This is a genomic window from Aquirufa rosea (assembly GCF_004118285.1).
In the GTDB taxonomy this organism is placed as follows: domain Bacteria; phylum Bacteroidota; class Bacteroidia; order Cytophagales; family Spirosomataceae; genus Aquirufa; species Aquirufa rosea.
The window spans coordinates 111,447-135,415 of the sequence record NZ_SDHY01000003.1 but is presented as its reverse complement, the minus strand read 5'-3'; the positions used below and the strand labels follow the sequence as shown (position 1 = coordinate 135,415).

At 39.4% G+C, this 23,969-nt stretch carries 18 protein-coding genes and 1 riboswitch; of the genes, 7 read left to right on the top strand and 11 right to left on the bottom strand.

The annotated features are described in order from the left end of the window. Positions 1-23 precede the first annotated feature (23 nt). The gene (locus tag ESB04_RS05780) at positions 24-1,982 is read right to left on the bottom strand and encodes a TonB-dependent receptor plug domain-containing protein (RefSeq protein ID WP_129026781.1); all 1,959 of its coding nucleotides are present in this window, start codon (positions 1,980-1,982) and stop codon (positions 24-26) included. 74 nt (positions 1,983-2,056) lie between these two features. Continuing rightward, positions 2,057-2,252: riboswitch (cobalamin riboswitch) on the bottom strand. A 118-nt stretch (positions 2,253-2,370) separates the two neighbouring features. On the opposite strand from ESB04_RS05780, the gene ESB04_RS05775 reads away from it, so the two are divergent. From ESB04_RS05775 to ESB04_RS05765, 3 genes are read left to right on the top strand one after another with little or no spacing between them, the layout of a single operon-like run. Further along, a complete protein-coding gene (locus ESB04_RS05775) occupies positions 2,371-2,937 on the top strand; it encodes a DNA-3-methyladenine glycosylase I (RefSeq protein WP_129026780.1) in 567 nt (188 codons plus the stop codon). Positions 2,938-2,941: 4 nt separating this feature from the next. Continuing rightward, positions 2,942-3,673: a polyprenol monophosphomannose synthase gene (locus ESB04_RS05770; RefSeq protein WP_129026779.1), complete on the top strand. Its 732-nt coding sequence runs from the start codon at positions 2,942-2,944 to the stop codon at positions 3,671-3,673. Continuing rightward, positions 3,670-4,212: a CopD family protein gene (locus ESB04_RS05765; protein ID WP_129026778.1), complete on the top strand. Its 543-nt coding sequence runs from the start codon at positions 3,670-3,672 to the stop codon at positions 4,210-4,212. Before ESB04_RS05770 ends, ESB04_RS05765 begins: the two co-directional genes overlap by 4 nt. On the opposite strand, the gene smpB is transcribed toward ESB04_RS05765, so the two are convergent. From smpB to ESB04_RS05745, 4 genes are all read right to left on the bottom strand, one after another. Continuing rightward, on the bottom strand, positions 4,209-4,670 hold the full coding sequence (gene smpB / locus ESB04_RS05760; RefSeq protein WP_129026777.1) for an SsrA-binding protein SmpB: 462 nt from the start codon (positions 4,668-4,670) through the stop codon (positions 4,209-4,211). The two genes, ESB04_RS05765 and smpB, sit on opposite strands and share 4 nt — an antisense overlap. 61 nt (positions 4,671-4,731) lie before the next feature. Beyond that, the gene (locus tag ESB04_RS05755) at positions 4,732-5,313 is read right to left on the bottom strand and encodes an OmpH family outer membrane protein (protein WP_129026776.1); all 582 of its coding nucleotides are present in this window, start codon (positions 5,311-5,313) and stop codon (positions 4,732-4,734) included. Positions 5,314-5,387: 74 nt separating this feature from the next. Then, entirely contained in the window at positions 5,388-5,705 is a 318-nt protein-coding gene (locus ESB04_RS05750) for a hypothetical protein (RefSeq protein WP_129026775.1), read from the bottom strand. Between the two features lie 53 nt (positions 5,706-5,758). Further along, positions 5,759-8,212, bottom strand: coding sequence for a penicillin acylase family protein (locus ESB04_RS05745; RefSeq protein WP_235832181.1), 2,454 nt, complete (start codon positions 8,210-8,212; stop codon positions 5,759-5,761). Between the two features lie 117 nt (positions 8,213-8,329). On the opposite strand from ESB04_RS05745, the gene ESB04_RS05740 reads away from it, so the two are divergent. Together ESB04_RS05740 and ESB04_RS05735 are read left to right on the top strand one after the other, a co-directional pair. Next, on the top strand, positions 8,330-9,274 hold the full coding sequence (locus ESB04_RS05740) for an isoaspartyl peptidase/L-asparaginase family protein (RefSeq protein WP_129026774.1): 945 nt from the start codon (positions 8,330-8,332) through the stop codon (positions 9,272-9,274). 11 nt (positions 9,275-9,285) lie between these two features. Continuing rightward, complete coding sequence (locus tag ESB04_RS05735) at positions 9,286-11,112, top strand: glycosyltransferase (RefSeq protein ID WP_129026773.1); 1,827 nt, start codon at positions 9,286-9,288, stop codon at positions 11,110-11,112. Between the two features lie 66 nt (positions 11,113-11,178). On the opposite strand, the gene ESB04_RS05730 is transcribed toward ESB04_RS05735, so the two are convergent. From ESB04_RS05730 to xylA, 3 genes are read right to left on the bottom strand one after another with little or no spacing between them, the layout of a single operon-like run. Beyond that, positions 11,179-11,838, bottom strand: a complete 660-nt coding sequence (locus ESB04_RS05730; protein WP_129026772.1) for a DNA alkylation repair protein — start codon at positions 11,836-11,838, stop codon at positions 11,179-11,181. Then, a complete protein-coding gene (locus ESB04_RS05725) occupies positions 11,835-14,540 on the bottom strand; it encodes a glycosyl hydrolase (protein WP_129026771.1) in 2,706 nt (901 codons plus the stop codon). Before ESB04_RS05725 ends, ESB04_RS05730 begins: the two co-directional genes overlap by 4 nt. Before the next feature lie 4 nt (positions 14,541-14,544). Further along, a complete protein-coding gene (gene xylA, locus ESB04_RS05720) occupies positions 14,545-15,873 on the bottom strand; it encodes a xylose isomerase (RefSeq protein WP_129026770.1) in 1,329 nt (442 codons plus the stop codon). Positions 15,874-16,048: 175 nt separating this feature from the next. Between xylA and ESB04_RS05715 the strand changes: the two genes are divergently transcribed. After that, a complete protein-coding gene (locus ESB04_RS05715; RefSeq protein WP_129026769.1) occupies positions 16,049-18,406 on the top strand; it encodes a M1 family metallopeptidase in 2,358 nt (785 codons plus the stop codon). An 82-nt stretch (positions 18,407-18,488) separates the two neighbouring features. On the opposite strand, the gene ESB04_RS05710 is transcribed toward ESB04_RS05715, so the two are convergent. From ESB04_RS05710 to ESB04_RS05700, 3 genes are all read right to left on the bottom strand, one after another. Further along, positions 18,489-19,322 (bottom strand): phytoene/squalene synthase family protein, encoded by an 834-nt coding sequence (locus ESB04_RS05710; RefSeq protein WP_129026768.1) that lies wholly within the window; start codon positions 19,320-19,322, stop codon positions 18,489-18,491. Between the two features lies 1 nt (position 19,323). Further along, on the bottom strand, positions 19,324-20,799 hold the full coding sequence (locus tag ESB04_RS05705) for a phytoene desaturase family protein (protein ID WP_129026767.1): 1,476 nt from the start codon (positions 20,797-20,799) through the stop codon (positions 19,324-19,326). Between the two features lie 135 nt (positions 20,800-20,934). Next, positions 20,935-21,438 carry an RNA polymerase sigma factor gene (locus ESB04_RS05700; RefSeq protein ID WP_129026766.1) on the bottom strand — a complete coding sequence of 168 codons (504 nt, stop codon included), beginning with the start codon at positions 21,436-21,438 and terminating at the stop codon, positions 20,935-20,937. Between the two features lie 196 nt (positions 21,439-21,634). Here ESB04_RS05700 and ESB04_RS05695 point away from each other — a divergent pair, with 196 nt between their 5' ends. Then, positions 21,635-23,968 (top strand): TonB-dependent receptor, encoded by a 2,334-nt coding sequence (locus ESB04_RS05695; RefSeq protein ID WP_164969603.1) that lies wholly within the window; start codon positions 21,635-21,637, stop codon positions 23,966-23,968. The last annotated feature ends 1 nt before the right edge of the window (position 23,969 follow it).

Genomic DNA, 23,969 nt, shown 5'->3' with positions numbered 1-23,969 from the left:
CAGCGTTGAGGAAAGCAGACTAACTACCACTGATATTTTAGCGCCAAAAGAAAGTTGAAGGGCTGCGTCGAATAGCCATAAGACTCTACAAATTTTTGATGATATAAATTCTTAATCAGCAGATTCATTTGCACATGCCTATTTAGCTGATAACTACTTTGAATTTCTGACCATAAATAAGCCGACAAATCTTTGGAAACCACCGAAAATAATGCTTCGTCATAAACCATATCCACTCTTCTTGCTTGCCAGTGATGCAACCAAGAAACTTGCCAAGAAGGCGAAATTTGAAGCCCTAAATTCAGTGCAATGGCATGCGCCGGCCTTCTAATCAAAGAGGAATACGTACTATCTTTTCCACCTATTTTATTCGTCAAATTACCATCTAAAAAGGTGTAATTAATCGTAGACCTAAAAGGGCCTAATTGATAGCCCCCTTCTAACTCGACCCCTCGGGTACTTTGCCGAGAAACATTCACATATTGACCATAGGGGTCCACATTTTTTGATTGAAAAACTATTCCATCTTTGACTTCATTTTGAAATACCACTACCCTAGATGACCATGCCGTTTTAGCGATGGAATACCCCATTTCCAGCGTAGTTCCTAACTCCTGTTTTAAGTCACTATTACCATAGGGCGAGTACAACTGATACAAAGAAGGCACCTTAAAGCCTGTATACACATTGGCAAAAAGCTTAGAATCTTGTGTCAAAATCAGATAAGGATTCAAATTAAAAGTGGTAAAGTCCCCAAAATTTGATGATTTATTCCACCGTGTACCCAACTCAATCCCCCTTCTTTCACCCGATTTTTGAACCATAACGAACAAAGCCCACATTGATTGATGGGCTTTACCAGGAGCAAGGGATGGAGAATCGTATCGACCATAAGAACTAATGGAATAATCAGATTGAAGCGTATTTTGATATCTATATTCGGAACCTGCCAACAAAGTGAGTTTTCTAGCCATGGACCATTTCCCATACCATTCTAAACCTTGACTTTTGGCTTCATAATTGGAATTGGAAAAATTAGTCCAGGCATTGGGCGCAATATAAGTTGAATCATTGGTGAATACTCGATCAATGACTTCATGAAATGCCCGCAAATACCAGTTTGTATTTTCTCCCTTGTATTGGTATTGAAAACGCAATGAATTGGACTTGGCCTTTGCCGCATAATCCTTTTCATCGGTATATGGACCAGCATCTAAATTACTTTTATTTGCGTTCCATTGATAATACAACTCTACCCAAGACTTACATCCAATAGGTCTCGACCAAGTTAAATGAACTTGCTGCTGTTTAAACCCATCCTTTTCAAAACTGCCAATTGTATCTTTTGCAGCAGAATAACCCCGACTCACATAGTCGCGCACTTGTACACTCCAATAGTTTTTAGCCAATGCTCCTTGAACTCGAGCAGTGCTGTTGAGCTCTCCTATGCTACCTGCTTGCACTTGAACGGAACCTCGAACTTGGCGTGTATTCGACTTTTGAGTCACCAGATTAATCACCCCTGCCATGGCATCAGATCCATACAAAGTAGATTGGCCTCCCTTCAAAATTTCGATTCGTTCCAAAGAACTAATATCCAACAAATTCCAATCCATCACCTGAGAGATATGAGACGGATCATTTACTGGAAAACCATCAATCAACAAAAGCATATGTCCTGTATTGGCTCCTCGTACATAAATTTCCTGATTGGAACCAGGTGCACTTCTAGCCCCACTAACAGAAATTCCCGCTTGAATTTGTAGCACTTCTGCCAAACTTTTACCTACCATTTGATCTAATTGAGCCCGGTTAATCAAACTGACTACCTTACCCGTTTGGTCGATTTTAGAGGGATACTTGGGGGCAGATACTTGCACTTCAGTTAATACTTGATTTTCAGCAGATTGCTGAGAAAACGCCCTAAAATTTGAGCATAAAATAATTCCCAATGCTAGGCATTGCCATTTAAAATTAAACATGATGTTAAGCCTCTCGGCTATAAAAATTGGAAAGTACTCGAACGCTCGATCTCACTTCATCCTCCGTAATGCGAAATCAAGAATGGAAGTAGGCAGGTCTCCTGACTTGTTTTCATCATTTGTTGGCCTTCCCAGAATCTCCAGTGGCAATTGATAGACAAATGCTTACAAAAACTTACAGTTGCGGGGACAGTTTTGGCTTAAACCAAATTCCCTATTAAGTGACAATCTCATGAAAAAGATCTACACACCTATTTCTAAGCCCAAAGGTAATTATATTTTTGAAAGCTTTTAAATTAAGTTCTTGATGCATTATTTATAAAATTTTATCAGTTTTTAACAAGGCTATTTGCCACAAATTCACTTGCTTGCAATTCAATTGACACTGATGACGTTGGAAAAAAGATGTGCGTGGGTTAATTCAGACCCTCTCTATATAGCCTATCATGACCAGGAATGGGGAATTCCTGTGCATGATGACCAACAATTATTTGAATTATTAATCTTAGAGGGCTTTCAATCAGGTCTAAGTTGGATAACCATTTTGCGTAAAAGAGACCATTTCAGAGAAGCCTTTGATCAATTTGATTATCGAAAAATTGCTCAATGGCCTGAGAAGAAATTAAGCGCATGCCTTAATAACCCACATATTATCCGAAATCGTCTAAAAATAAATGCCGTAAAAATGAATGCACAAGCATTCATCAATATTCAGGAAAAATTTGGTAGCTTTGATCGCTACATTTGGGAATTTGTGAATTACACGCCCATACAAAACCATTTCTTCAGTCATCAAGAATTGCCTAGCAGTACCGAGCTCTCCCTAACCATGAGCCAGTCACTGAAGAAACACGGTTTTAAATTCGTTGGTCCTACCATTTGCTATTCGTTTATGCAAGCTGCAGGACTGGTAAATGACCACTTGACCGAATGTTTTTGCTATCCAAAAAAATAGATTTATGAATTCGAGGATTGTCATCATCCCGACTTACAATGAAATTGAAAATATACAAGCCATCATAGAAAAGGTGATGAGCCTTGAGCCCTTGTTTGACATACTCATCGTAGATGATGGCTCCCCAGATGGCACAGCCCAAGCAGTAAAACAATTACAAGGTACATTCCCAGAAAGAATTCATTTATTAGAACGTCAAGGAAAATTGGGCCTTGGTACCGCCTATATTGCTGGATTTAATTATTGCATTGAAAAAAGATACGATTATATTTTCGAAATGGATGCCGATTTTTCGCATAATCCTGACGATTTAATTCGTTTATACCAAACCTGCGAAAAAGAAGCCGATATGGCCATAGGTTCCAGATATATCAATGGCGTCAATGTGGTGAATTGGCCCATTGGACGAGTCTTGATGTCCTATTTCGCCGGTTTTTATGTTCGTTTTATCACAGGGATGCCCATTCAAGATGCCACAGCAGGTTTTGTTTGTTACCGCAGAGAAGTTTTGGAAACTATCCCTTTAGAGGAAATCAAATTTATAGGATATGCCTTCCAAGTAGAAATGAAATTCACTACTTGGAAATATGGCTTTAAGATTATTGAAGTGCCAATTATCTTCACCGATCGTACCAAAGGAGAAAGCAAAATGTCTGCCAATATTTTCAAAGAAGCTATCTTTGGGGTGATTCAATTGAAAGTCAATAGTTTATTCAAACGCTACCAAAGAGCATGATCTATCCCATCATAAAATCACTACACATCATTTTTGTAGTAAGTTGGTTTGCTGGATTATTTTACTTACCTAGATTATTGGTTTATCATGCAGAATCTCAAAATAAGCAAGAGCCTGAACGTACTATTTTATCTGCCCAATTTGAGAAAATGCAAAAGGTATTATTCAATGCCATCATGATACCTGCCATGTTTTTAACCTGGATAACTGGGCTGAGTTTAATTTATTTACAATGGTTGGAGTCCTTTGGACAGCATACCTGGCTACACCTAAAATTAGGATTTGTCGTGGCTATCACCATCTATCATTTTTATTGTCGATACCTTATCCAACAATTTCGTCAGCAGCACTTTATTTTTTCCGGATCTCAGCTTCGTTTATTCAACGAAATAGCCACCATTCTACTTGTTTCGGTCGTATTTCTTGTTGTAGGAAAAAATAGCCTGGATTGGCTTTACGGACTGATAGGATTTACTGTGTTTGGTATTCTAATTATGTTGGCAGTAAAAATTGCCCGTAGGTTTAGAAAAAATGCCTAGGATAATTGTCGAGCCATTTCACGCTTGACATCTTTCTCTTTAATATCCTCCCGTTTATCAAAACTCTTTTTACCTTTTGCCAAAGCAATATTCAATTTAGCGTAGCCTTTGTCAGAGATAAACAATCGGGTAGGAATGATAGTCAACCCTACATTCTTTAATTCTTTTTGCAGCTTTTTTAGCTCTCTTTTAGAAAGCAACAATTTCCGATCACGAAGTGGCGTGTGGTTAAAATGGGTTCCCTCTTCATAAGTAGAAATATGCATATTTCTTACATACAACTCCTCCTGATGGAATAAGCAATAGGCATCCGTTAGATTAGCTTTACCTTGACGGATAGATTTAATTTCCGTACCCGTCAAAACTAATCCTGCTGTCCAGGTCTCTAAAAATGCATATTCAAAAGAAGCCCTTCTATTCTGGATTTCTACTTTCTTTTGAATTTTTTCTTTGGCCATTGTTTAGTCCATAAAAAAGCCACACAGAAACAAGCTGTGTGGCCTTTTAATCATTTATAAATTATTTGCCTGCTTTTTTAGCAGCATATTCTTTGTTCAATCCTTCAATCATCTTTTGAGTTACATCCACAGATGGATCTGCAAATAAAATACCTCCACCTAATTTAGAATAACCCAACACAAACTCATATTTGTTCTCCTTGTTCACTTTGGTGATATACTCACGAATGTTGTTATACAACTCTTCGTTTTTCTTGGCCTGCTCTTGACCTAATTCAGCTTGTTTTTGCTGGCTGTACTGTTGCAATTCAGCTCCTTTCTTTTTCAAAGTCATATCAGCTGCCTGTAGCTCTGCTTGAGTCATAGCAGAAGCACGCTGTTGAATAGCCTGAAGCTCCCCTTGAAGTGCACGCTCTCTTTGACCTAAATCAACTTGCAAGCGGTAACCTTTATTTTCAAATTCTTTTTGAGCGTCTTTGTAGAATTGGTAGTTATTCAACAATGAGTCTGAATTAACAAAAACTATTCTTTTTCCATCAGAAGTAGTGGCTCCCAAACCAGTTGTAGATCCAGTTGGTTTAAAATACAAATAAGCAATGGCAAAAGTTAAAACTACTAACCAAGCATAATGAAGATTTTTCACGGGTATAATGTTTAAAAATGACTAGGACGCAAAGATACAAGGTCTTGTTCAGTTGTCCTAAAAAATTACAATTTTCAATGAGATCCTCTCAATTTTGATCCAGCCCAAGACCATAAAGCCCCTGTTAATCCTCCAAAGACTCCGGTAAGCAAATACAGGGCCATGACGCTTCCCCCTAAAGGTAAAAGCTGTGCCATACGACCTGGCAAAGTACTTGGAAACTGCTTATCCATCCAAATAGCAGCCAAAGCCCATAAAATAAAGCCTGCTCCCCCGCCTACCACAAAGGCTGATCTACTTGGCAATAATAACAAATAAGAAATAATACCAAAGGCCATTCCCATGGTATACCAAGGCAAATATACCTGTACGATAGCTCCTACAAGTATCATTATGATAATGGATAGAAGCTTGGATGTTGTTTTTATTTTATGTTGAGTCATGATTACTTCGTTAATATCACTTTTTTTCTAATTCGATTCGATTTTTGATCGGCTTGATGCATATACAACAATGGCTTCAACTCTCCCTTAGCCCATGTATCAATCAAATCATCATAATGTGGGCTACCTGGATTTCCTGATTGTCCACCAGGGTAAACCCCATAGGCATTTGGCTTACCAGACTTAGATAATTCAACCACCAGTCGCCAAGATGGTCCTGTTTTAGTGGTGGAAGCATTAACGATAGATCCGCCACCGCCAATAGGAATATTGAGCCTACTCAATGCATCCATACCAGGAATTAAATGTCGAACACCCGTTTGTTTGTGTTTGTACCAGGCCCAATTCTCTCCAAGTGATCCGTGTAGCTTAGTCAGACTATCCACATTGGCTTGGAAAGAAGTGCGGATGATTTCCTCCATACTCTCCTTTTTATTCTTGGTCTTTACATTATCCCACCAAATAGCCTTAGGCTCTTCTATCATTAATTTAACCGTACGATCTACCGTAGGTATATTCATAGGTACTTTTTCATCGCTATTAAATTCATCATCCCAAAGCGACGACTGCAATAAAATCACCCAATTCTCAAATATGGTGGCTCCGATGGATTCCTTTGAATTCTGTAAATTCCATTTTTTCAGAACATCCAATGCCGCTGACATGGCTGGTGTAGGTTGAGTCACGTGAGGTAAAAGCAGGGGTAATAAGCGACGAGCTCGAATATTAAAATTATCGTTTTGCAAACCCCGCAAAGAGTCAACGGTCGCCTTCTCCATCACTGTTAGCCTTTCATTGATTCTTCTACCCCGCTCTGAGGGTGCAAATTGCCAGCCCAAATAATATGGGTAGGATTTATCCACTGAAAACTGATTGGCTGAGCTTACAAAGCCCCTAGGAGGATTTTTAACATGAGGGTCATGATCATGCGGGATATAACCTTTCCAATCTGCCGCTGGATCGGTACCATCCATCAAATACTTACCCTGCAAATTGGATTTAAGTGGAAACTTCCCATTCACCCAAAGGGCTATATCACCCTGATTACTCGCAAAAACAAAGTTTTGAGCTGGGGCAGAAAAATAGGTAATAGCCGCTTTATAATCATCATAATTAGCTGCTCGGTTCAACTTATAAAATGCTGAAACCTCACTAGATTTTTCCAAGGCTATCCACTTTAAAGCATGACCAACTGGGATATTCGATTTAAATGGTTTTTCATGACTCAAATAAACCACAGGTCCGTGATGGGTAAAAAATACGGTATCCACGAAATCGTCCTCTCCGCGCACTTTGAATCTCTCTATGCGCAACTGGGTTTTCTTCCATTTCCCATCGTGCCAATATTCTCTTTTGGAGGCATCCTTAAACTTAATTTGATACCAGTCTAGCACATCAGAACCCACATTGGTTACTCCCCACGCAATATTTTTATTAAATCCAGTAATAACATTCGGCGAACCGGGCATCGTTGATCCGTATACATTGATTCCCGGCGCAACTAGCTGCATTTGGTACCAAATAGAGGGCAATGACAAGGTCAGATGTGGGTCATTCGCCAAAATAGGCATCCCTGAAATCGTTTTGTTACCAGCGACTGCCCAGTTATTAGAACCCGTGTTTGGATCTTTTTCTGGAGTTTTCATACTACTACCTAAACCTATGAAATCGGCAGGAGCAGCAGGTATAGGTAATGGTTTAAAATCTAAAGGTGTTCCCTCTGGGATAATAGGACTCTCTTCAAATGGATAGTTAGGAAATAAATGCTCTGCTACTTCTCTCCCATATTTTCTTAAAATATTGGTCATTTTTAAATCATCTGTTCCTGAAGCAAGTACAAAAGACATGTTCTTCAAAAACAAAGCACTTTTTATAGGCTCCCATTTTTCTGGACGATAATTCAATAATTTATATTCAAGAGGTAATTTACGATCATTCAAGGTCGCAATGTAGGCATTCACCCCATCAGCATAGGCCTCTAATGAAGCCTTAGCCACTGGATCTTCCACCATACCTTTCAATGATTGTTCTGCTCCATAAACTGCCCCCATACGGCGCTGAAACTGGTCAGAGGCCAATCCTTTTGAGCCCACAATCTCAGAAATTCTACCTCCTGCAAAATGCGTTTGAAACTCCATTTGCCATAAACGATCTTTGGCTGTCAAATAACCCTGAGCCATATATAAATCATGGTCGTTTTGTGCAAAAACGTGAGGAACGGCCATCTCATCATAAAAGACCTGCACAGGCTCTAATAATCCTGGAATTTGAAGTGTTTCTTCGGTTTGTTCGCTGGCGTCTGCTTTTTCAGCATTGACCCAAAAGCCCTGGAAAGGACTCAATAATTTACCCATGGGAGGCAAAGTGCCCCAGTTGGTGTGCAATGCGTAGGTCCAAATAAGGGTTACGATTAAGGGGAAAACGGATTTAAATTGTCTCATTGATGCGTTAGGCATAATTTGAAGATGAAAATTCAAAGATTTTTTTTTACTTTGGAAAGACAATTTTACACATTTGTTATTCAATCAACAAACAAAATTATTTCTTAAGAGGTCGAGGACTATAAAATTTGAATGAAAAGAAGATCATTTTTACAAACAACTGGAGTATTAGGACTAGCTAGTCCAAGTTTATTAAAAGAGGTGAAAACGGCCCCCGAACCGATCATCATCGCCACTTGGAAAAACGAAAAAGGAACCCAAGCAGGATATCAAAAAATCATGGAAACGGGTAGAGCCCTTGATGGTGTAGAAGCTGGCGCATGGGTCCCCGAGGCAGATCCCAATGAAACCACAGTGGGTTATGGTGGATACCCTGATCGAGATGGACATGTAACCCTGGACGCCTGCATCATGGATCATCTGGGAAATGCAGGTTCCGTTACGTTTTTAGAACATATCATGCACCCCATTTCTGTGGCAAGGGCAGTAATGGAAAAGACTCCCCATGTTATGCTTTCGGGAGCTGGAGCCCTAGAATTTGCTTTATCCCAGGGATTTAAAAAGCAAAATTTACTAACAGAAAAATCTAAAAATGCGTGGTTGGAATGGAAGAAACAAGCAAAATACGAGCCTAAAGTCAACATAGAAAGACATGACACTATTGGCCTATTAGCTTTGGGAAAGGCTGGTGAAATAGCTGGTGCTTGTTCTACTTCTGGAATGGCCTTCAAAATGCACGGACGAGTAGGAGATTCCCCCATCATTGGAGGAGCCGTATTTTGCGATGATGAAGTAGGTGGAGCTTGCGCTACAGGTTTAGGTGAATTTGTCATGAAAACCTTAGGCTCCTTTCTTATTGTTGAGTTTATGCGACAAGGAAAAAGTCCCCAACAAGCCTGCGAAGAAGCCATCATGCGCATCGTCAAAAGATATAAGTATCAAGATTTTCAGGTCGGGTATTTAGCCATGAATAAAAAAGGCGAATATGGCGCTTATTCTATTCAAAAAGGCTTTAATTTCACAGTAACTAAGAATGGCAAAACGGAAGTAATAGAAAGTGCCTCTTACATGTCTTAAATTACCATTTTATGGCAAACGAAGTAAAAACAAGAAAGCCCGTAGTTAAAAAGAAATTCCTGATAGAGGTAGCCTGGGAAACCTGTAATCAAGTAGGTGGAATCTATACGGTAATACGCACCAAGGTCCCTTCTATGGTAGAGAAATGGGGAGAAGATTATGCCTTATTAGGTCCTTATTTTCCTCAAACTGCTGCAGCTGAATTTGAAGCTTTACCATTGACGGATGAAAGCCCTATCGAAAGGGCTATACAATGGATGCGAGGAGAAGGATATCAAGTGTATTATGGACATTGGCTTATCACTGGAAAGCCCAAAATCATCTTGTTTGACATTGCTTCCATCTACGATCAAGTAAATAGCATCAAAGGAAGGATTTGGGAAAATCACAAAATTTCTACCTTAGGTGCAGAGGAATTGGTGAATCAAACGGTGGCATTAGGTGAATTAATCCGTTTATTTATAAGCAAATGGACTCAGGAAAATCAGAGTAAGAAAGATTTAATCGTTCATTTTCATGAATGGATGGCATCTACTTGCCTACCTGATTTAAAGAAAGATAAAGTAAAAATTTCTACCGTATTTACCACCCACGCCACCATGCTGGGCCGGTATTTAGCTGGAAATGTACCCAATTTCTACGATGTCATTGATACATTTGATTGGTATAAAGAAGCCGTCAATTATGGAATAGAAGCGCAAGCCAGCTTTGAAAGGCAGGCAGCCCAAAAGGCGGATGTTTTAACTACCGTTAGTGATATTACCGCCAAGGAATGTCAATATTTTTTAGGCCGTATTCCGGAGCTTATTTTACCCAATGGCCTCAATATTCAACGTTTTGCTGCTTTACATGAGCACCAAAATTTACACTCCAAGTACAAGCAAAACCTTTCTGAATTCGTCATGGGACATTTCTTCCAAAGTCAGGCTTTTGATTTGGACCAAACCTTATACTTGTTTACCTCAGGTAGATTTGAATTCAGCAATAAAGGCTATGATTTAACCATAGACGCTTTGGCGCTATTAAACCAAAAAATGAAAGAAGCTGGGTCTAAAAAAACGGTGGTCATGTTCTTCGTTACCAAGCAACCTTACCACTCCATTGATCCGGAGGTATTACATTCCAGAGCGGTATTAGATGAGATCCGTGAAAACTGCTCTGCCATAGAAAAAGAAGTGGGAGAAAAGCTCTTTTTGGCTGCTGCCTCTTCCAATAATCTGCAGCTTCCAGACTTAAATAATTTTGTGGATGAATACTGGAGACTTCGGTTGAGAAGAACGGTTCAGACCTGGAAATCAAGCTCCCGACCAAAAGTGGTTACCCACTTGTTAAAACAGGAAGATGATATCATTCGAAATCTGTATAGAACCAATTTACTAAATAATGCGGATGATAAAGTGAAAATTGTTTACCATCCTGACTTTATAGTTTCCACCAATCCCTTGTTCGGTTTAGATTATAGTCAGTTTGTGCGTGGTTGTCATTTGGGGGTATTCCCTAGCTACTATGAACCATGGGGTTATACGCCTTTGGAATGTATGGCACGAGGAGTACCTACGGTTACTTCTGACTTATCGGGATTTGGTGATTACATCATGCAAATTATGCGAGATTATGAACAATGGGGCGTGAGCGTAGTCAATCGTAAGAGCCAAAGCTACCAAGAATCCGTAGAACAGCTAGCGAATAATTTGTTCAAATTTACCCAACAGTCTCAAAGAGACCGTATCACCCAAAGAAACCGTGTGGAAAGTATCGCAGATACCTTTGACTGGTCAAATTTACGGAGCTACTACGATACAGCTCATGAGCTAGCTTTGATGAAGAAAAGAAAATAAGAATTTACATGGCAAAACAGCCTCATTGTCCAAAATCCTTGTCGATTAAAGATCGGCAAGGATTTTTTATAAATGCATCATAGCTTCTCGCTTACTTAAAGGTGCAAGGTCTTGCAATTGAACAAATTCTCTTACCCAATACCCATTGGTACGGGCATATTGGCGCAATGACCATCCAATAGCTTTCTGTATAAAAAATTCCTTTTCTTGGGCAAGTGATTGGATAAGATTGGCTAACAGTTTAACATCTGTATTCTGCTTATAAGATAGTTGGAACAACAAACATACCCGTTGCAACCAAAAATTCCCTGAGGCCATCCAACGACTTATCCAATAGTTTCTTTGCTCTGGAAATTCAGAAAAATAATAGCCCATGACCTTGGGGCCAAGCACATCCACCACATCCCACCAAGACTGTTTACCAATCCAATCCTCTACCAAGGTGGGAATCCGATCATCCCAATGTTTTTTTTCTAACAAAAGATAATCCATAGCTACATATTGAAACTCTCGCTCCTTTAAACCAAATAGCTCATTGGCCACTTGAAACCAATCTAAACCCTTTGCTTTGGATGGATACCATGCTTTAACAATTTCAGCCCGAATAGGCTTCTTTATCCCCAGAAAGGGAAACTGCTCGCGCATATATTTCCTCATCCAATGCGCATTTTCCTCATCTCGGTGAGAATGCATCACTTCCACTAGATGCGCTACGGCAAAATTCATCGGTTGCTAAAATATAATTTACCTGATAATCCACTTTCAGTAATTGGCCATTGCGATGCATCAAAAGGATTATATCGAATGTCAACAAAATTGATTTCATAAAAATTCTTCCACTTTCCTCCCTCTTTATCCAGTTGTCGAATCCTATTAGCAGCAACATTAGTTACTTCCAATTCCAAATGATTTTCTTCCTTCAGAATTCCCTCAGGAATGGCTATTTGATATGGGATAGACCATACTTTACCTATTTCCTTTCCATTTAATTTCACATTTACCCAATCTCGCACTTGATCAAAATGAAGTATTTTGGCAGACTTAATCTCATCAGTACTCAAAGTAAAATCCAAGGAATACCTGGCCATTCCTCCAAATTGATGGGTGGATACCTCCTTCGTCCAGTAATCTAAAGTCTCCATTTGGAAAGATTTAGGTAAACTCGGAGCTCCCTGAACAAAATCTATTTGAATCTTGCCACTTGGTTTCAAGGGAATCTCTTCCTTCTCTTTCCAATTGGATGCTACTCCACCTTTCAACGCCGAAGAAACTCGTATAATGCGACTTTCACCAGGAGATAAGGCCAATTTATGCAACTTATTTTTAGCTAATTTGATGGTGCTTCGCTCCTGATTCATGGGATTTAATATTTCAATACTAGTGCTTGATTTAGCCAAAGCTAGATCCCCTTCTTTAAATTGGTGAGATAAATTTGCGATGAAATACGAGTACCCATTTTCTGTTCTCTTACGAATGAATGAAAGCCCTTTATCGGCCATAGTTTCCTTAGTCACGCCATGTTTGGCAAGAGCATCGGCGGGATCATACAATACCCGTAACAGAAAGCTTTCTCTGGCTTTTCTCCAGCGGTCTTTTTGCTCAACCGAATAATTCCAAGTACTACCCAAGGATGGTATACGTTCTAAAAAATAGACTGGCATACCCTGTTTTACCCAACTGGCCAGCAGTTCCATGCTTTCCAAGGACAAATGTGTGGTTGGTGGAACTAACAACATTTTATAAAGATTTCCAGAAGGAGCTTTCCATTTTTTAGGAGCCACTACTTGCAAGGATTGTAACAAATTGTCTGAAATATAATCTACTTGAAAACCTCTATTTTGCAAGGCATTGGCCCATTTACCAAATGGCGTTTGAATCATCCAATCACGGCTGTTAGCATGTAAATCCAAGGCATGCGTTTTCCCAGTGGTGTTTCTTTGATGCCAAATATCTTCCATCGGAAAATATAAAAGCACATCCGAGTCCGTAGGATATTTTTGCAGCATGCTTTGGCAGGTTTCTATGTATTTGTTCAACTCAGGCAATGCCCCCCAAAAATGACTCTGTGGGTTAAAGTTAGTACTGGCATAAAACAACCAACCCGGCCAAGCTACCTCCGGTGGGGAATAGGTAGCCCCATGATAAAATACATGGTTTACCCCACCAATAAATACTTCGTCGATGATAGGTTTTACCTGTGCCAACGAAACTTTAAAATGATTTCCCAACCAGGTAGCAGTTTCACAAGAAACTAATTTTTTACCTAGTATATCAGCTGCCGAAGACGCTAATTTAATATTTCGAATATCTGGTATTCCAAAACGCAGGGTGTCATAATCCGAATCTACTCGGTAACCCGGAATGGTGTAAGGTTTACTACCAAAAAACTCTGTTTCAGGGATATCCACGGAGGCATATAAATCAATCAAATTACCGGGAGATCCATGTGCCTGATCTCGACTCACAAAACCCAAGCTTTTAATCCATTGTGCCCATGGTTTAGTGAATTGGTTCAATAATAAATGAGATAAGGTTCGGTGATAATCCGCCCAAACCTGATTTTTAAATTCACCCTCTGGCTTAATTTCCGCCAAAACGGGCAAATATTGTCTTAAATCATATCCATTTAACTGAATGAATTCATCAAATAATTTAGGACTAAAATTAGCGCCATAGACCTCATAGGAATCTGTATAAATGGCGCGCAGTGGGGGATGTGATTTCTTTAAAACCTGTATGAAAGGTTGTTTATAGGTTTCCCAAGCCTCTCTCGAAAAATGATCCATCACTAAGCCCTCCCCTCCCGGAGCCGCTCGTTTCACTTTTTGTTGAGTTAGGGTCTGATAGAATAAATAAATGATAGTGTTGGGAGTCTTTGCTTTCCATTGAGCCATTTTCCCCTGTTGGTATAAAGGCCACAAATCCTCCTGAAAATCCTTTCCTTGGTAGGCCGTAATGGATACCAAGTTCGAATTAGGCAATTTTTCTAAGCTGGCTGAGATGGGAGGAATACCTTCTCCAACTGCCACCGGGACTTGTTTGATTTGGTAGGCTTTTGCTGCTTCGTTCGGTCCAATCTGCGGACCACCATATGGCCAACCGGTTCCTAGAGTTAAATCAATCCCTAGGTGCAATCTTTTTGCTTCCTTTAATACAAAAGCCAATTTACTATTCCACTCAGAACTTAGATAGGTCAAAAACTGTTTTTCATATCCTTTGGCTCCATAAATAGGAATGATATGCAAACCTCCGAAACCAGCCTTGGCAAATGCCTCTAAATTATAGCTTATTCCCTTTTCTGTAACGGCATTTCCTGGCCACCACCAGTAAGCCCAAGGTTTGGCACTTGAAAAAAGAGCAGGGTCTTTCGGCCCTGCTGCTTTTACATTACTGCTGATTAAGAGCAATAAAAGGAGTATTTTTTTCATTTTCTTAGACAAATCTGCCCAATAAATTTTCCAAATATTCTTGTTTACCAGAAATTAAAGCTGGCTCACCAATTTCTGTAGCAATTTGGTACAAGTCCTCCAATTTTAGTTTACCCTGCTCAAACTCCGCTCCTTTTCCTGAATCAAAGCTCGAATAACGTGCTGCTTTCAAACGATCCATTTCTCCATGCGTCAAAATTTTATCAGCAATCAATAAGGCTCTTGCAATAGTATCCATTCCACCAATATGTGCATAAAACAAATCAGCTGGATCTGTGGAATTTCTACGACGCTTAGCATCAAAATTGATACCTCCACCAGCTAAGCCCCCTTGACGTAATACGATCGCCATGGCTTCTGCCCATTCATAGATATCGGTAGGGAATTGATCGGTATCCCAACCATTTTGATAATCCCCACGATTAGCATCCATGGAAGCTAGCATTCCATTATCTGAGGCTACTTGACATTCATGCGCAAAGGTATGGCCTGCTAAAGTGGCATGGTTTACCTCTAAGTTTAAACCAAACTCAGACATTAAATCAAATTCTCTTAGGAATCCGATTACTGTCGCTGAATCATAATCATATTGGTGTTTGGTAGGCTCACATGGCTTTGGCTCAATAAAGAACTTTCCTTTAAATCCATTTCTACGTGCATATTCTACACATGTATGTAACATCCTAGCAAAATGCTCGCGCTCACGTTTCATGTCCGTATTCAACAATGACATATAACCTTCTCTACCTCCCCAGAATACATACCCACGACCACCTAACTTAATCGTAGCATCGATAGCCGATTTCAATTGGGCACCTGCATGAGCCACTACCTCAAAGTTTGGATTGGTAGCTGCACCGTTCATATAACGTTCATTGGAAAACAAATTAGCAGTTCCCCAAAGTAATTGAACGCCGCTCTCTTCTTGTTTTTTAGCAAAAATATCGCTGATATATTGTACACGACTCGTGAATTCCTTGGGATCGTTCGATTGATCGATAGCGTCCACGTCGTGGAAACAATAAAAAGGTGCTCCCATTTTAGTAATAAACTCAAACGCAGCATCTGCTTTATCGGCAGCTCTTTGACGAGGATCCGACGCTACATCCCATGGATAATGATGCGTACCCGGACCAAATGGATCAGAACCGTCACCGCAAAAGGAATGCCAATAGGCAATAGCAAATCGAAGGTGTTCCTTCATAGTTTTGCCAGCTACGATTCGATTTTCATCATAATAACGAAAAGCTAAAGGATTATCTGAATCGACTCCCTCAAATTTAATTTTCTCAATGCCCTTGAAATATTCTTTTTGTCCAATGATCACACTCATGGTTTTATGATTTTAATTTATTTCTATAAGTTTCAAAAGTACAAAATCTACCCAAGACTAGAATGTCAAGCTATCCTTTTTTTTAGCAAGAATTCAGGAGAAAAAGTTGTCTATTGGTTCTGTGTGAACAAAGAGTAAAATCTTTTTTCTATTTTTGAGGAAAAAGAGCTCATCAATGATAAAAAAACTAGTTTACATCCTTTACTTTGGACTATTATCTAGCCCAGTTTGGGGGCAAAGTCCAGCAGGCACCTATAACGCAAACAACCGTTTCGAACAATTAGAATCCATTTTGCCTACTCCCAACACGTACCGTACGGCGAGTGGCTCCCCAGGTAAGGACTATTGGCAGCAACGTGCCGACTACGATATCAAAGTAGAATTGGATGATATCAACCGGAAAATCATTGGTTCAGAAACCATTACCTATTTCAATAATTCTCCCGATGAATTGCCTTATTTATGGTTGCAATTAGATCAAAACTTATTTGAAAAAGGGGCTGCTGGAACGACTACTCGCACTGGCGATATTAAAAATGGGATACCCATATCGGCATTTAAAGAATTAACAGATCCTAAGAGCTATGGTTATAAAATTACAGCAGTAAAAGACATCAAAGGAAATCCGCTTCGCTATACCATCAATCAAACCATGATGCGTATCGATTTACCCACTCCGGTGAAGTCTGGAGCCAGCGTAAGCTTTGCTATTGATTGGAATTACTTAATCACAGAATATTACGGTAGATCAGGTTATGAGTTTTTTGCGAAAGATGGCAATGCCAATTACTTCATAGCCCATTGGTTCCCAAGAATGGCCGTTTACAATGATGTGTACGGATGGCAACACAAACAGTTTTTAGGCCAAGGTGAATTCACCTTAAATTTTGGTAATTATAAAGTGGCTATTACCGCTCCGAACGACATGGTAGTAGGTGCTGGAGGAGAATTATTAAACCCCAATCAGGTCATGACTGCCGCTCAATTGAAACGTTGGGATAAAGCAAAAACCGCCCTTAGACCCGTGGAGATTGTTACTCAAGAAGAAGCAGAACAAGCTGAAAAAGGTAAGCCTACCGGTAAAAAGACTTGGGTCTATAAAGCAGACAATGTACGCGACTTCGCCTTTACTGCTTCTCGTAAATTTATTTGGGATGCCATGCAAGTGGACGTAGAGGGAAAGAAAGTTTGGGCTATGTCCTATTACTCTAAAGAAGGTAATCCACTTTGGGGAAAATATTCTACCATGGTGGTAGCTCATACCTTACGTTCTTATTCCAAAAGAACCATTGCTTATCCTTATCCAGTAGCTATTTCTTGTCATGCTACTTTGGGTGGAGGTATGGAATACCCGATGATTTCTTTCAATGGTGGTAGACCTGAAGCAGATGGCACTTATTCAGAAAATGTAAAAAATGGCATGATTGGAGTAATTATCCATGAAGTGGGTCATAACTTCTTCCCGATGATTGTTAACTCTGATGAAAGACAATGGTCATGGATGGATGAAGGTCTTAATACATTCTGCCAATATTTAGCTGAGCAAGAGTGGGATCGAAATTTCCCTGCTAGAAGAGGTGAAGCTCAAAGCATTGTACCTTACATGCGTTTGGATTCTAAGAATCAAGTACCTATCATGGCAAACTCAGAAAACATCATGGATTTTGGAAACAATGCCTATGCTAAACCGGCGGCAGCCTTAAATATCTTACGCGAGACTGTGATGGGTAGAGAACTTTTCGACTATGCTTTCAAAGAGTACGCACGCAGATGGGCATTCAAACAACCTTATCCTGCTGACTTCTTCCGCACCTTGGAAGATGCCTCTGGAGTGGATTTGGATTGGTTTTGGAGAGGTTGGTTCTATGGAACAGAACCTGTAAATCAGTCGATCGAAACCGTGGAATGGTATGGCATCGATAACCAAGATCCTGTAGCGAAAAAAGCCAAAGATAAGGCCGACTTTTTAGCTAAAAGAGAGACTATTTCTAACATCCGTAACAAAACAGATATCAAAGAAACAGTAGTAGAAAAAGAGCCTGACATGAGAGATTTCTATAATAGCTACGATCGTTTTGCGACCAATGATGCTGAAAAGAAAAAGTACCAAGACTATTTGGCATCATTATCTGATGAGGAAAGAAAATTAGTAGCGGAAGGAAAAAATTTCTACGTGGTTAATTTCAAAAATAAAGGTGGATTACCGATGCCAGTTATCGTCAAATTGACTTATGAGGATGGCACAGATGAGGTACTTCGTTTCCCAGCTGAAATCTGGAGATTAAATGATGTTCAGGCTAAGAAGATTATTCCTACCAGCAAAAAAGTGGCTAAATGGACGCTGGACCCGTATTTCGAAATTGCTGACATAGACACTGACGATAACTCCTATCCTCGTGAGCCTGCTCAGCCAACGCGTGTACAATTGTTCAAGGCACAACCTAGAAGTTATGGGGCCGGACAAGCTAATCCCATGCAAGAAGCTCAAAATGCTAAAAAAGCTGCAGGTGCGGTTACTGGCTCTAAAAACTAGTTTCAATAACCCAGATAAAAGAAAACGTCCGCCTTTTCAATCGGACGTTTTTTTATCTATACATAAAACTAAACTACATTGGCTATCCCCCTAATCCACACATCAGTTTCACGTAAATCCACAATTTTTCCCCATCAGGCACTCGAACTCGCTCGTTTTTGATTTGCTCCAAAGATGCCTGTTTAATCCTTTCAAACAAACGGATATAGTACAAATAAGCTAAAAGTACTCCTTTTTTAGCCTCTTGGGGCAATCGTTGAATACCACGTAAACCCGCATCAAAATCCAATTGAATATCTGCTTCAATGGCTAATTTATCCTGCTCGGTCATTTGCAAATACTCCATTCCGGGGAAATACACCCTCCCTCTTTCCTCAAAATCTGATTTTATGTCCCTCAAAAAATTAATCTTCTGAAATGCTGAGCCCAAGGCACAAGCATCAAATTTCAATGTTTGGTATTGTGTTTTATCTCCTTGACAAAAGACGTGCAAACACATCAGTCCAACCACCTCAGCTGAACCATAAATATATCTTTTGTAGCCCTCCTCATCATAATTCGTCTCTACTAAATCCAATTCCATAGAATACAAAAAGGCATCTACCAATTCCTTCTCCATTTGGTAAGTATGGAAAACCTGTTGAAATGACTGTAAAATGGGATTTAAACTAATCTTCTCATCCAAAGCCTGATAAGTTTCCTGCTTAAATCTTTCAAATAGCAGCTTTTTATCATGCTCATGAAAAGTATCAACTATTTCATCCGCCAATCGAACAAATCCATAAATGGCATATATTGGATCATGGAATGACTTGTCTAAGGTCCTAATTCCTGCTGAAAAGGAAGTGGAATATGCCTTGGTTAAGATTTTGGAACATTCCAAAGAAACTTGTTGATATAAATCTATTTGCGTCATTCTATCGAGTTAAGAATTTATCTACTTCTTTAGCCACCACCAAACCAGAAATCAAGGAAGGAGGGACGCCTGGGCCAGGAACAGTCAGTTGGCCCGTATAGTATAAATTATCTAATTTTTTATTTTTCAAACTTGGTTTTAAAATGGCGGTCTGCATCAAGGTATTAGCTAATCCGTAGGCATTTCCTTTAAATGCATGGTAGTCCGACATAAAGTCTTTGTGCGCGTAAGAACGCTTATAAACTATATGATCACGAATATTTTCCCCACAATAGGCCTCCAAACGATCCATTAACTGCCCAAAATATTTTTCTCTTTGTTCCTCCGTATCCTCCAAATTTGGAGCAACCGGAATGAGCAAAAACAAGTTTTCTGATCCTTCTGGAGCCACCGATGGGTCGGTTACGGAAGGGGCACTAACATAAAACAAGGGATCACTCGGCCAAGCGGGTTCCGTATAAATCTCATGTGAATGGACAGAAAAATCTCGATCAAAAAACAAATTATGATGTTTTAATTTAGGCAAGCGTTTCGATATCCCCAAATAGAATAATAAGGATGAAGGAGCCATCACCCGTTTGTCCCAATAATCTTCCGAATAATTTCGATATTTATCACCTAATAATTGTTCTACCCAATGGTAATCGGCACTTGCCACGATGACATCAGCTGTCATTAGACCTTGGTCTGTTTTAACCGCCTTTACCTGTTTATTCTCAATTTCAAAGCCCCGCACCTCGGTATTGTACATAAACTTTACTTGTTTTTCCTCCGCTAAACTCACCATGCCTTTCACAATTTGATGCATGCCACCCATGGGATACCAAGTTCCCAAGGTAATCTCAGCATAATTCATCAAACTGTACATGGCTGGTGTATTTTGAGAGATTGCCCCCAAAAATAAAATGGGAAATTCCATCAATTTTAAGAGCGTGCCCGATTTAAAAAACTTACGAATATGCTTATAAAAAGAAGAAAATACATCCATGCGGATGGCATCTAGCAACAATTTTAAACTCAAAAATTCCTGAATTTTCACAGATGGACGCCAAACAAAATCTTGAATTCCCACCCGATACTTATAAGCCGCTTGTGTTAAAAATTTATCCAATTGTGCGGCTGAACCAGGCTCGTATGATTCAAATAATGTTTTTATTCCCTCCAGTTGAGCCGGGATATCAATCACCTCTTTATCTGATAATATGACTGAATAAGAAGGATCCAATCTTTTTAAATGGTAGTAGTCAGATGGTTTTTTGTCAAATTTGCCGAAGTAAGTTTCAAAAATATCTGGCATCCAATACCAGCTTGGCCCCATATCAAATACAAATCCCTTCTCTTTAAATACGCGAGCTCTCCCCCCTGGTTCGGCATTTTTCTCAAGTACCTCTACTTCATATCCAAGATCTGCCAAGGCCGTTGCCGCAGATATTCCAGAGAAACCAGCCCCTATAACAATCACCTTTTTCTTTTTCATACTTTCCATTTTCGAACCTAAACAAATATAAACATCTTTTAAAAAGGGCTTACAGATTAAAAGAAAAAGTCAGATAAAATCTGACTTTTTACTTATTTCTTCTGTTAACCAAAAAACTAATCAATTCTGAAATTTTTAAGCGTACATGTGCAATTTCTTCTTTAACTCTTTGCGAGCAATGTGAATACGGTTTTTAACCGTGCCAATCGGCAAATTCAATTCCTCCGAAATCTCATGATACTTAAATCCTTTGAAATACATAAGGAACGGCAATCTGTACATTTCTTCTGTCTGACTTAAAGCTTTCTCTAAGTCTTCCCGAACAAACTCAGATATAGCACCATTTGCTTGCAAAGATTCTTGTGAGTTGATGAAGTGTAAATTATCAGTGGTGTCGATAAATGTATTTCTACGAACCATCCGCTGGTATTGCGTGATGAACGTGTTTTTCATAATGGTAAACAACCAGGCTTTCAAGTTTGTACCCTCTGCATACTTTTCGCGATTGGTAAATGCCTTTACTAAAGTATCTTGTACCAAATCATTGGCATCATCCATGTCTTTTGTTAAACGTAACGCAAAGGGTTTCAGAAACTTAGAAAAGGTTCCAACCTGATACGTAAATTCAAGAGCTGTCATATTTAGTTTGTTGTTTTGTTTAACAAATTTATAAAAAGATTAAACAAAACAAATTATTTATGAAAAAAAAATATCGATACATGCTTCTAGGTGGTCGCCCCAAATGGAGTAATCATCTGCTATTTCTATAGCAAATTGGGCTATAAACTAAATTGAGTGTATATTTAAGTTACCATCTAAACTGGATGGCATGCTAATGAAATATAAGTTCCTTCTAATATTTTTATTTTTTATTCTGATTTTCCACCAGGCAAATTCACAAAAAAACTGTTTTTGCACCCTTCAAGGAAAAGTATCTTCCATCGAAAATCAGGAAAAAATTAGAGGCGCATACGTTTATTTAAAAGGAACCAAGTTTGTAACCCAAACGGATTCCATAGGTTTCTTCTCCATTCAGAAAATTTGTCCAGGTACTTACACGCTCGTATGTGAAATGAGTAGTTATGACCCTGTAGAAATAAAAATTAATCTCCGAGATAAACACGAGGAAAATATTGCGCTTCATGCACACGACGAACATTTGCAGGAGGTTATCGTAAGCGGCAAAAGAACTGAGACAAGTGCACAATTGAGAGGAACGCTCTCCAGCGAAGAAAGAAAAGAAAGAGATGGCATGAATCTTGGTGAAATGCTCAAAGGCATTACGGGTGTTCAAAGTCTACAAACGGGAAGTACCATTTCCAAGCCCGTGATTCATGGCATGCATTCTAATCGTGTCATTATTCTAAATCAAGGCGTTCGACAAGAGGGGCAAAACTGGGGTAGTGAACATGCTCCTGAGGTAGATCCCTTTGTCAGCAAAAATATTCAGGTCATTAAAGGCCCCGGAGGTTTGCGCTATGGCGGAGATGCCATTGGCGGAATCGTCATGCTCGAACCTAACCCACTTCCAGATACTAGTGGCATCAAAGGAGAAGTACAAAGTATTTATTTCACAAATGGAAGACAGTGGGTAGGTTCAGGAAGTTTGGAAGGAGGAATTCAAGGAGCCAAAGGATGGGGATGGCGTGTTCAGGGTACATTAAAAAATGGAGGAAATATTCAATCCGCAAATTATTATTTGGCTAATACCGGAGTAAAAGAACAAAATTTCTCAGCACAGATGGGTTATAAATCACCTAAATTTGGAGCTGACCTATTTTATAGCAGATTCCATACAGTACTAGGTATATTCTTGGGTTCCCATATTGGTAATGTGAACGACCTAGAACGCTCCATTGAGTTAAGCAGACCCCTGGCCCAATTTACCCCAAATGAATTCATTCGAGATATTGACCGTCCAAACCAAGATGTCCTGCATGACCTTTTAAAATTTAAAAGTTTCTACAAACTTTCTGATCATTATACCTTACGTCTTACTTTAGCCCACCAATCTGACGAACGCTTAGAGTTTGACGTTTTGAGGGCCGGTAAGAACATCAATACGCTCAGCTTCCAATTAAGTACTTGGAACGGGGAATTTTTATTGGATGGAAGCAATTCTGGCAAATTATGGAAAGGACAATTCGGTTTGAATTTTTCTCTTCAAGATAATATCACCTCAGGAAACCGTGTCAACAACCCTACTTTAATTACCAGCTTATTGCCTAATTATGAACAAAATAACTTAGGGCTTTTTGGTATAGAAAGAATGGTGAAAGAAAAATGGGAATTGGAAGTAGGTCTTAGGCTTGACCACAAACAAATCCTTATTCACCGTCCTATTAAAAATTATTCAGCTGTTATTGATACAGATCTAAGAAACTTCACCGGATTATCTGGAAGTGCTGGCATCAAATACCATTGGTTGGAAAATCTAGAAAGTCAATTCATTGTCGCAAAAGCCTTTAGAGCACCCGGAGCCAATGAACTATTTTCCAATGGGGTTCACCATGGTGCTGCCGCATATGAGATAGGTCAGGCTGATTTAAAAGGAGAATCCTCTACCAATTTTAGTCTAAATACTCAATTCAACCCAGACAAATGGGACTTTGAACTTGGCTTATATAGTAACTACATTCAAGACTTCATTTATTTGCGTCCTATGGTAAATAATGGAGAAGCAGTATACATTGTGACTCTGAGAGGAATTTTTCCAGGATTCACCTATGAACAAATTAATGCCCGATTCAATGGATTGGATGCTCAAGTTTCCTATCACTTGAGTCCTCGCATTTCTATTCAGCAAAAAACTAGTTTAGTTAGGGCCTTCAATGTTAAGAACAATGAGTACATGGTCAACATCCCAGCCGATCGTTTTGAATATTTAATCCGTTACCAATTCAATCAAAACAAACAATATATCAGTGCAGGCTTAACTCAAGTATCGAAACAAAGTCGAGTGGAGCCAGGTTCTGATTATACCAATCCTCCTGCGGGATATCAATTGGTTCAATTAAATTGGGGATTTCAATTCAAGAAATTAGATGTAGGAATTCGAGTGAGCAATGCGCTTAATCAATCCTATCGGGATTATTTGAATAGGTTCCGATACTATGCCGATGATCAAGGAAGAAATATCCAGTTACGTGTAGCCTACCGCTTCAGTTAAA

Excerpts from the sequence above, each read along its gene's own strand:
- ESB04_RS05780 (WP_129026781.1), bottom strand. The coding sequence starts at position 1,982 with ATGTTTAATTTTAAATGGCAATGCCTAGCATTGGGAATTATTTTATGC.
- ESB04_RS05775 (WP_129026780.1), top strand. The coding sequence starts at position 2,371 with ATGACGTTGGAAAAAAGATGTGCGTGGGTTAATTCAGACCCTCTCTAT.
- ESB04_RS05770 (WP_129026779.1), top strand. The coding sequence starts at position 2,942 with ATGAATTCGAGGATTGTCATCATCCCGACTTACAATGAAATTGAAAAT.
- ESB04_RS05765 (WP_129026778.1), top strand. The coding sequence starts at position 3,670 with ATGATCTATCCCATCATAAAATCACTACACATCATTTTTGTAGTAAGT.
- smpB (WP_129026777.1), bottom strand. The coding sequence starts at position 4,670 with ATGGCCAAAGAAAAAATTCAAAAGAAAGTAGAAATCCAGAATAGAAGG.
- ESB04_RS05750 (WP_129026775.1), bottom strand. The coding sequence starts at position 5,705 with ATGATACTTGTAGGAGCTATCGTACAGGTATATTTGCCTTGGTATACC.
- ESB04_RS05745 (WP_235832181.1), bottom strand. The coding sequence starts at position 8,212 with ATGCCTAACGCATCAATGAGACAATTTAAATCCGTTTTCCCCTTAATC.
- ESB04_RS05740 (WP_129026774.1), top strand. The coding sequence starts at position 8,330 with ATGAAAAGAAGATCATTTTTACAAACAACTGGAGTATTAGGACTAGCT.
- ESB04_RS05735 (WP_129026773.1), top strand. The coding sequence starts at position 9,286 with ATGGCAAACGAAGTAAAAACAAGAAAGCCCGTAGTTAAAAAGAAATTC.
- ESB04_RS05730 (WP_129026772.1), bottom strand. The coding sequence starts at position 11,838 with ATGAATTTTGCCGTAGCGCATCTAGTGGAAGTGATGCATTCTCACCGA.
- ESB04_RS05725 (WP_129026771.1), bottom strand. The coding sequence starts at position 14,540 with ATGAAAAAAATACTCCTTTTATTGCTCTTAATCAGCAGTAATGTAAAA.
- xylA (WP_129026770.1), bottom strand. The coding sequence starts at position 15,873 with ATGAGTGTGATCATTGGACAAAAAGAATATTTCAAGGGCATTGAGAAA.
- ESB04_RS05715 (WP_129026769.1), top strand. The coding sequence starts at position 16,049 with ATGATAAAAAAACTAGTTTACATCCTTTACTTTGGACTATTATCTAGC.
- ESB04_RS05710 (WP_129026768.1), bottom strand. The coding sequence starts at position 19,322 with ATGACGCAAATAGATTTATATCAACAAGTTTCTTTGGAATGTTCCAAA.
- ESB04_RS05705 (WP_129026767.1), bottom strand. The coding sequence starts at position 20,799 with ATGAAAAAGAAAAAGGTGATTGTTATAGGGGCTGGTTTCTCTGGAATA.
- ESB04_RS05700 (WP_129026766.1), bottom strand. The coding sequence starts at position 21,438 with ATGACAGCTCTTGAATTTACGTATCAGGTTGGAACCTTTTCTAAGTTT.
- ESB04_RS05695 (WP_164969603.1), top strand. The coding sequence starts at position 21,635 with ATGAAATATAAGTTCCTTCTAATATTTTTATTTTTTATTCTGATTTTC.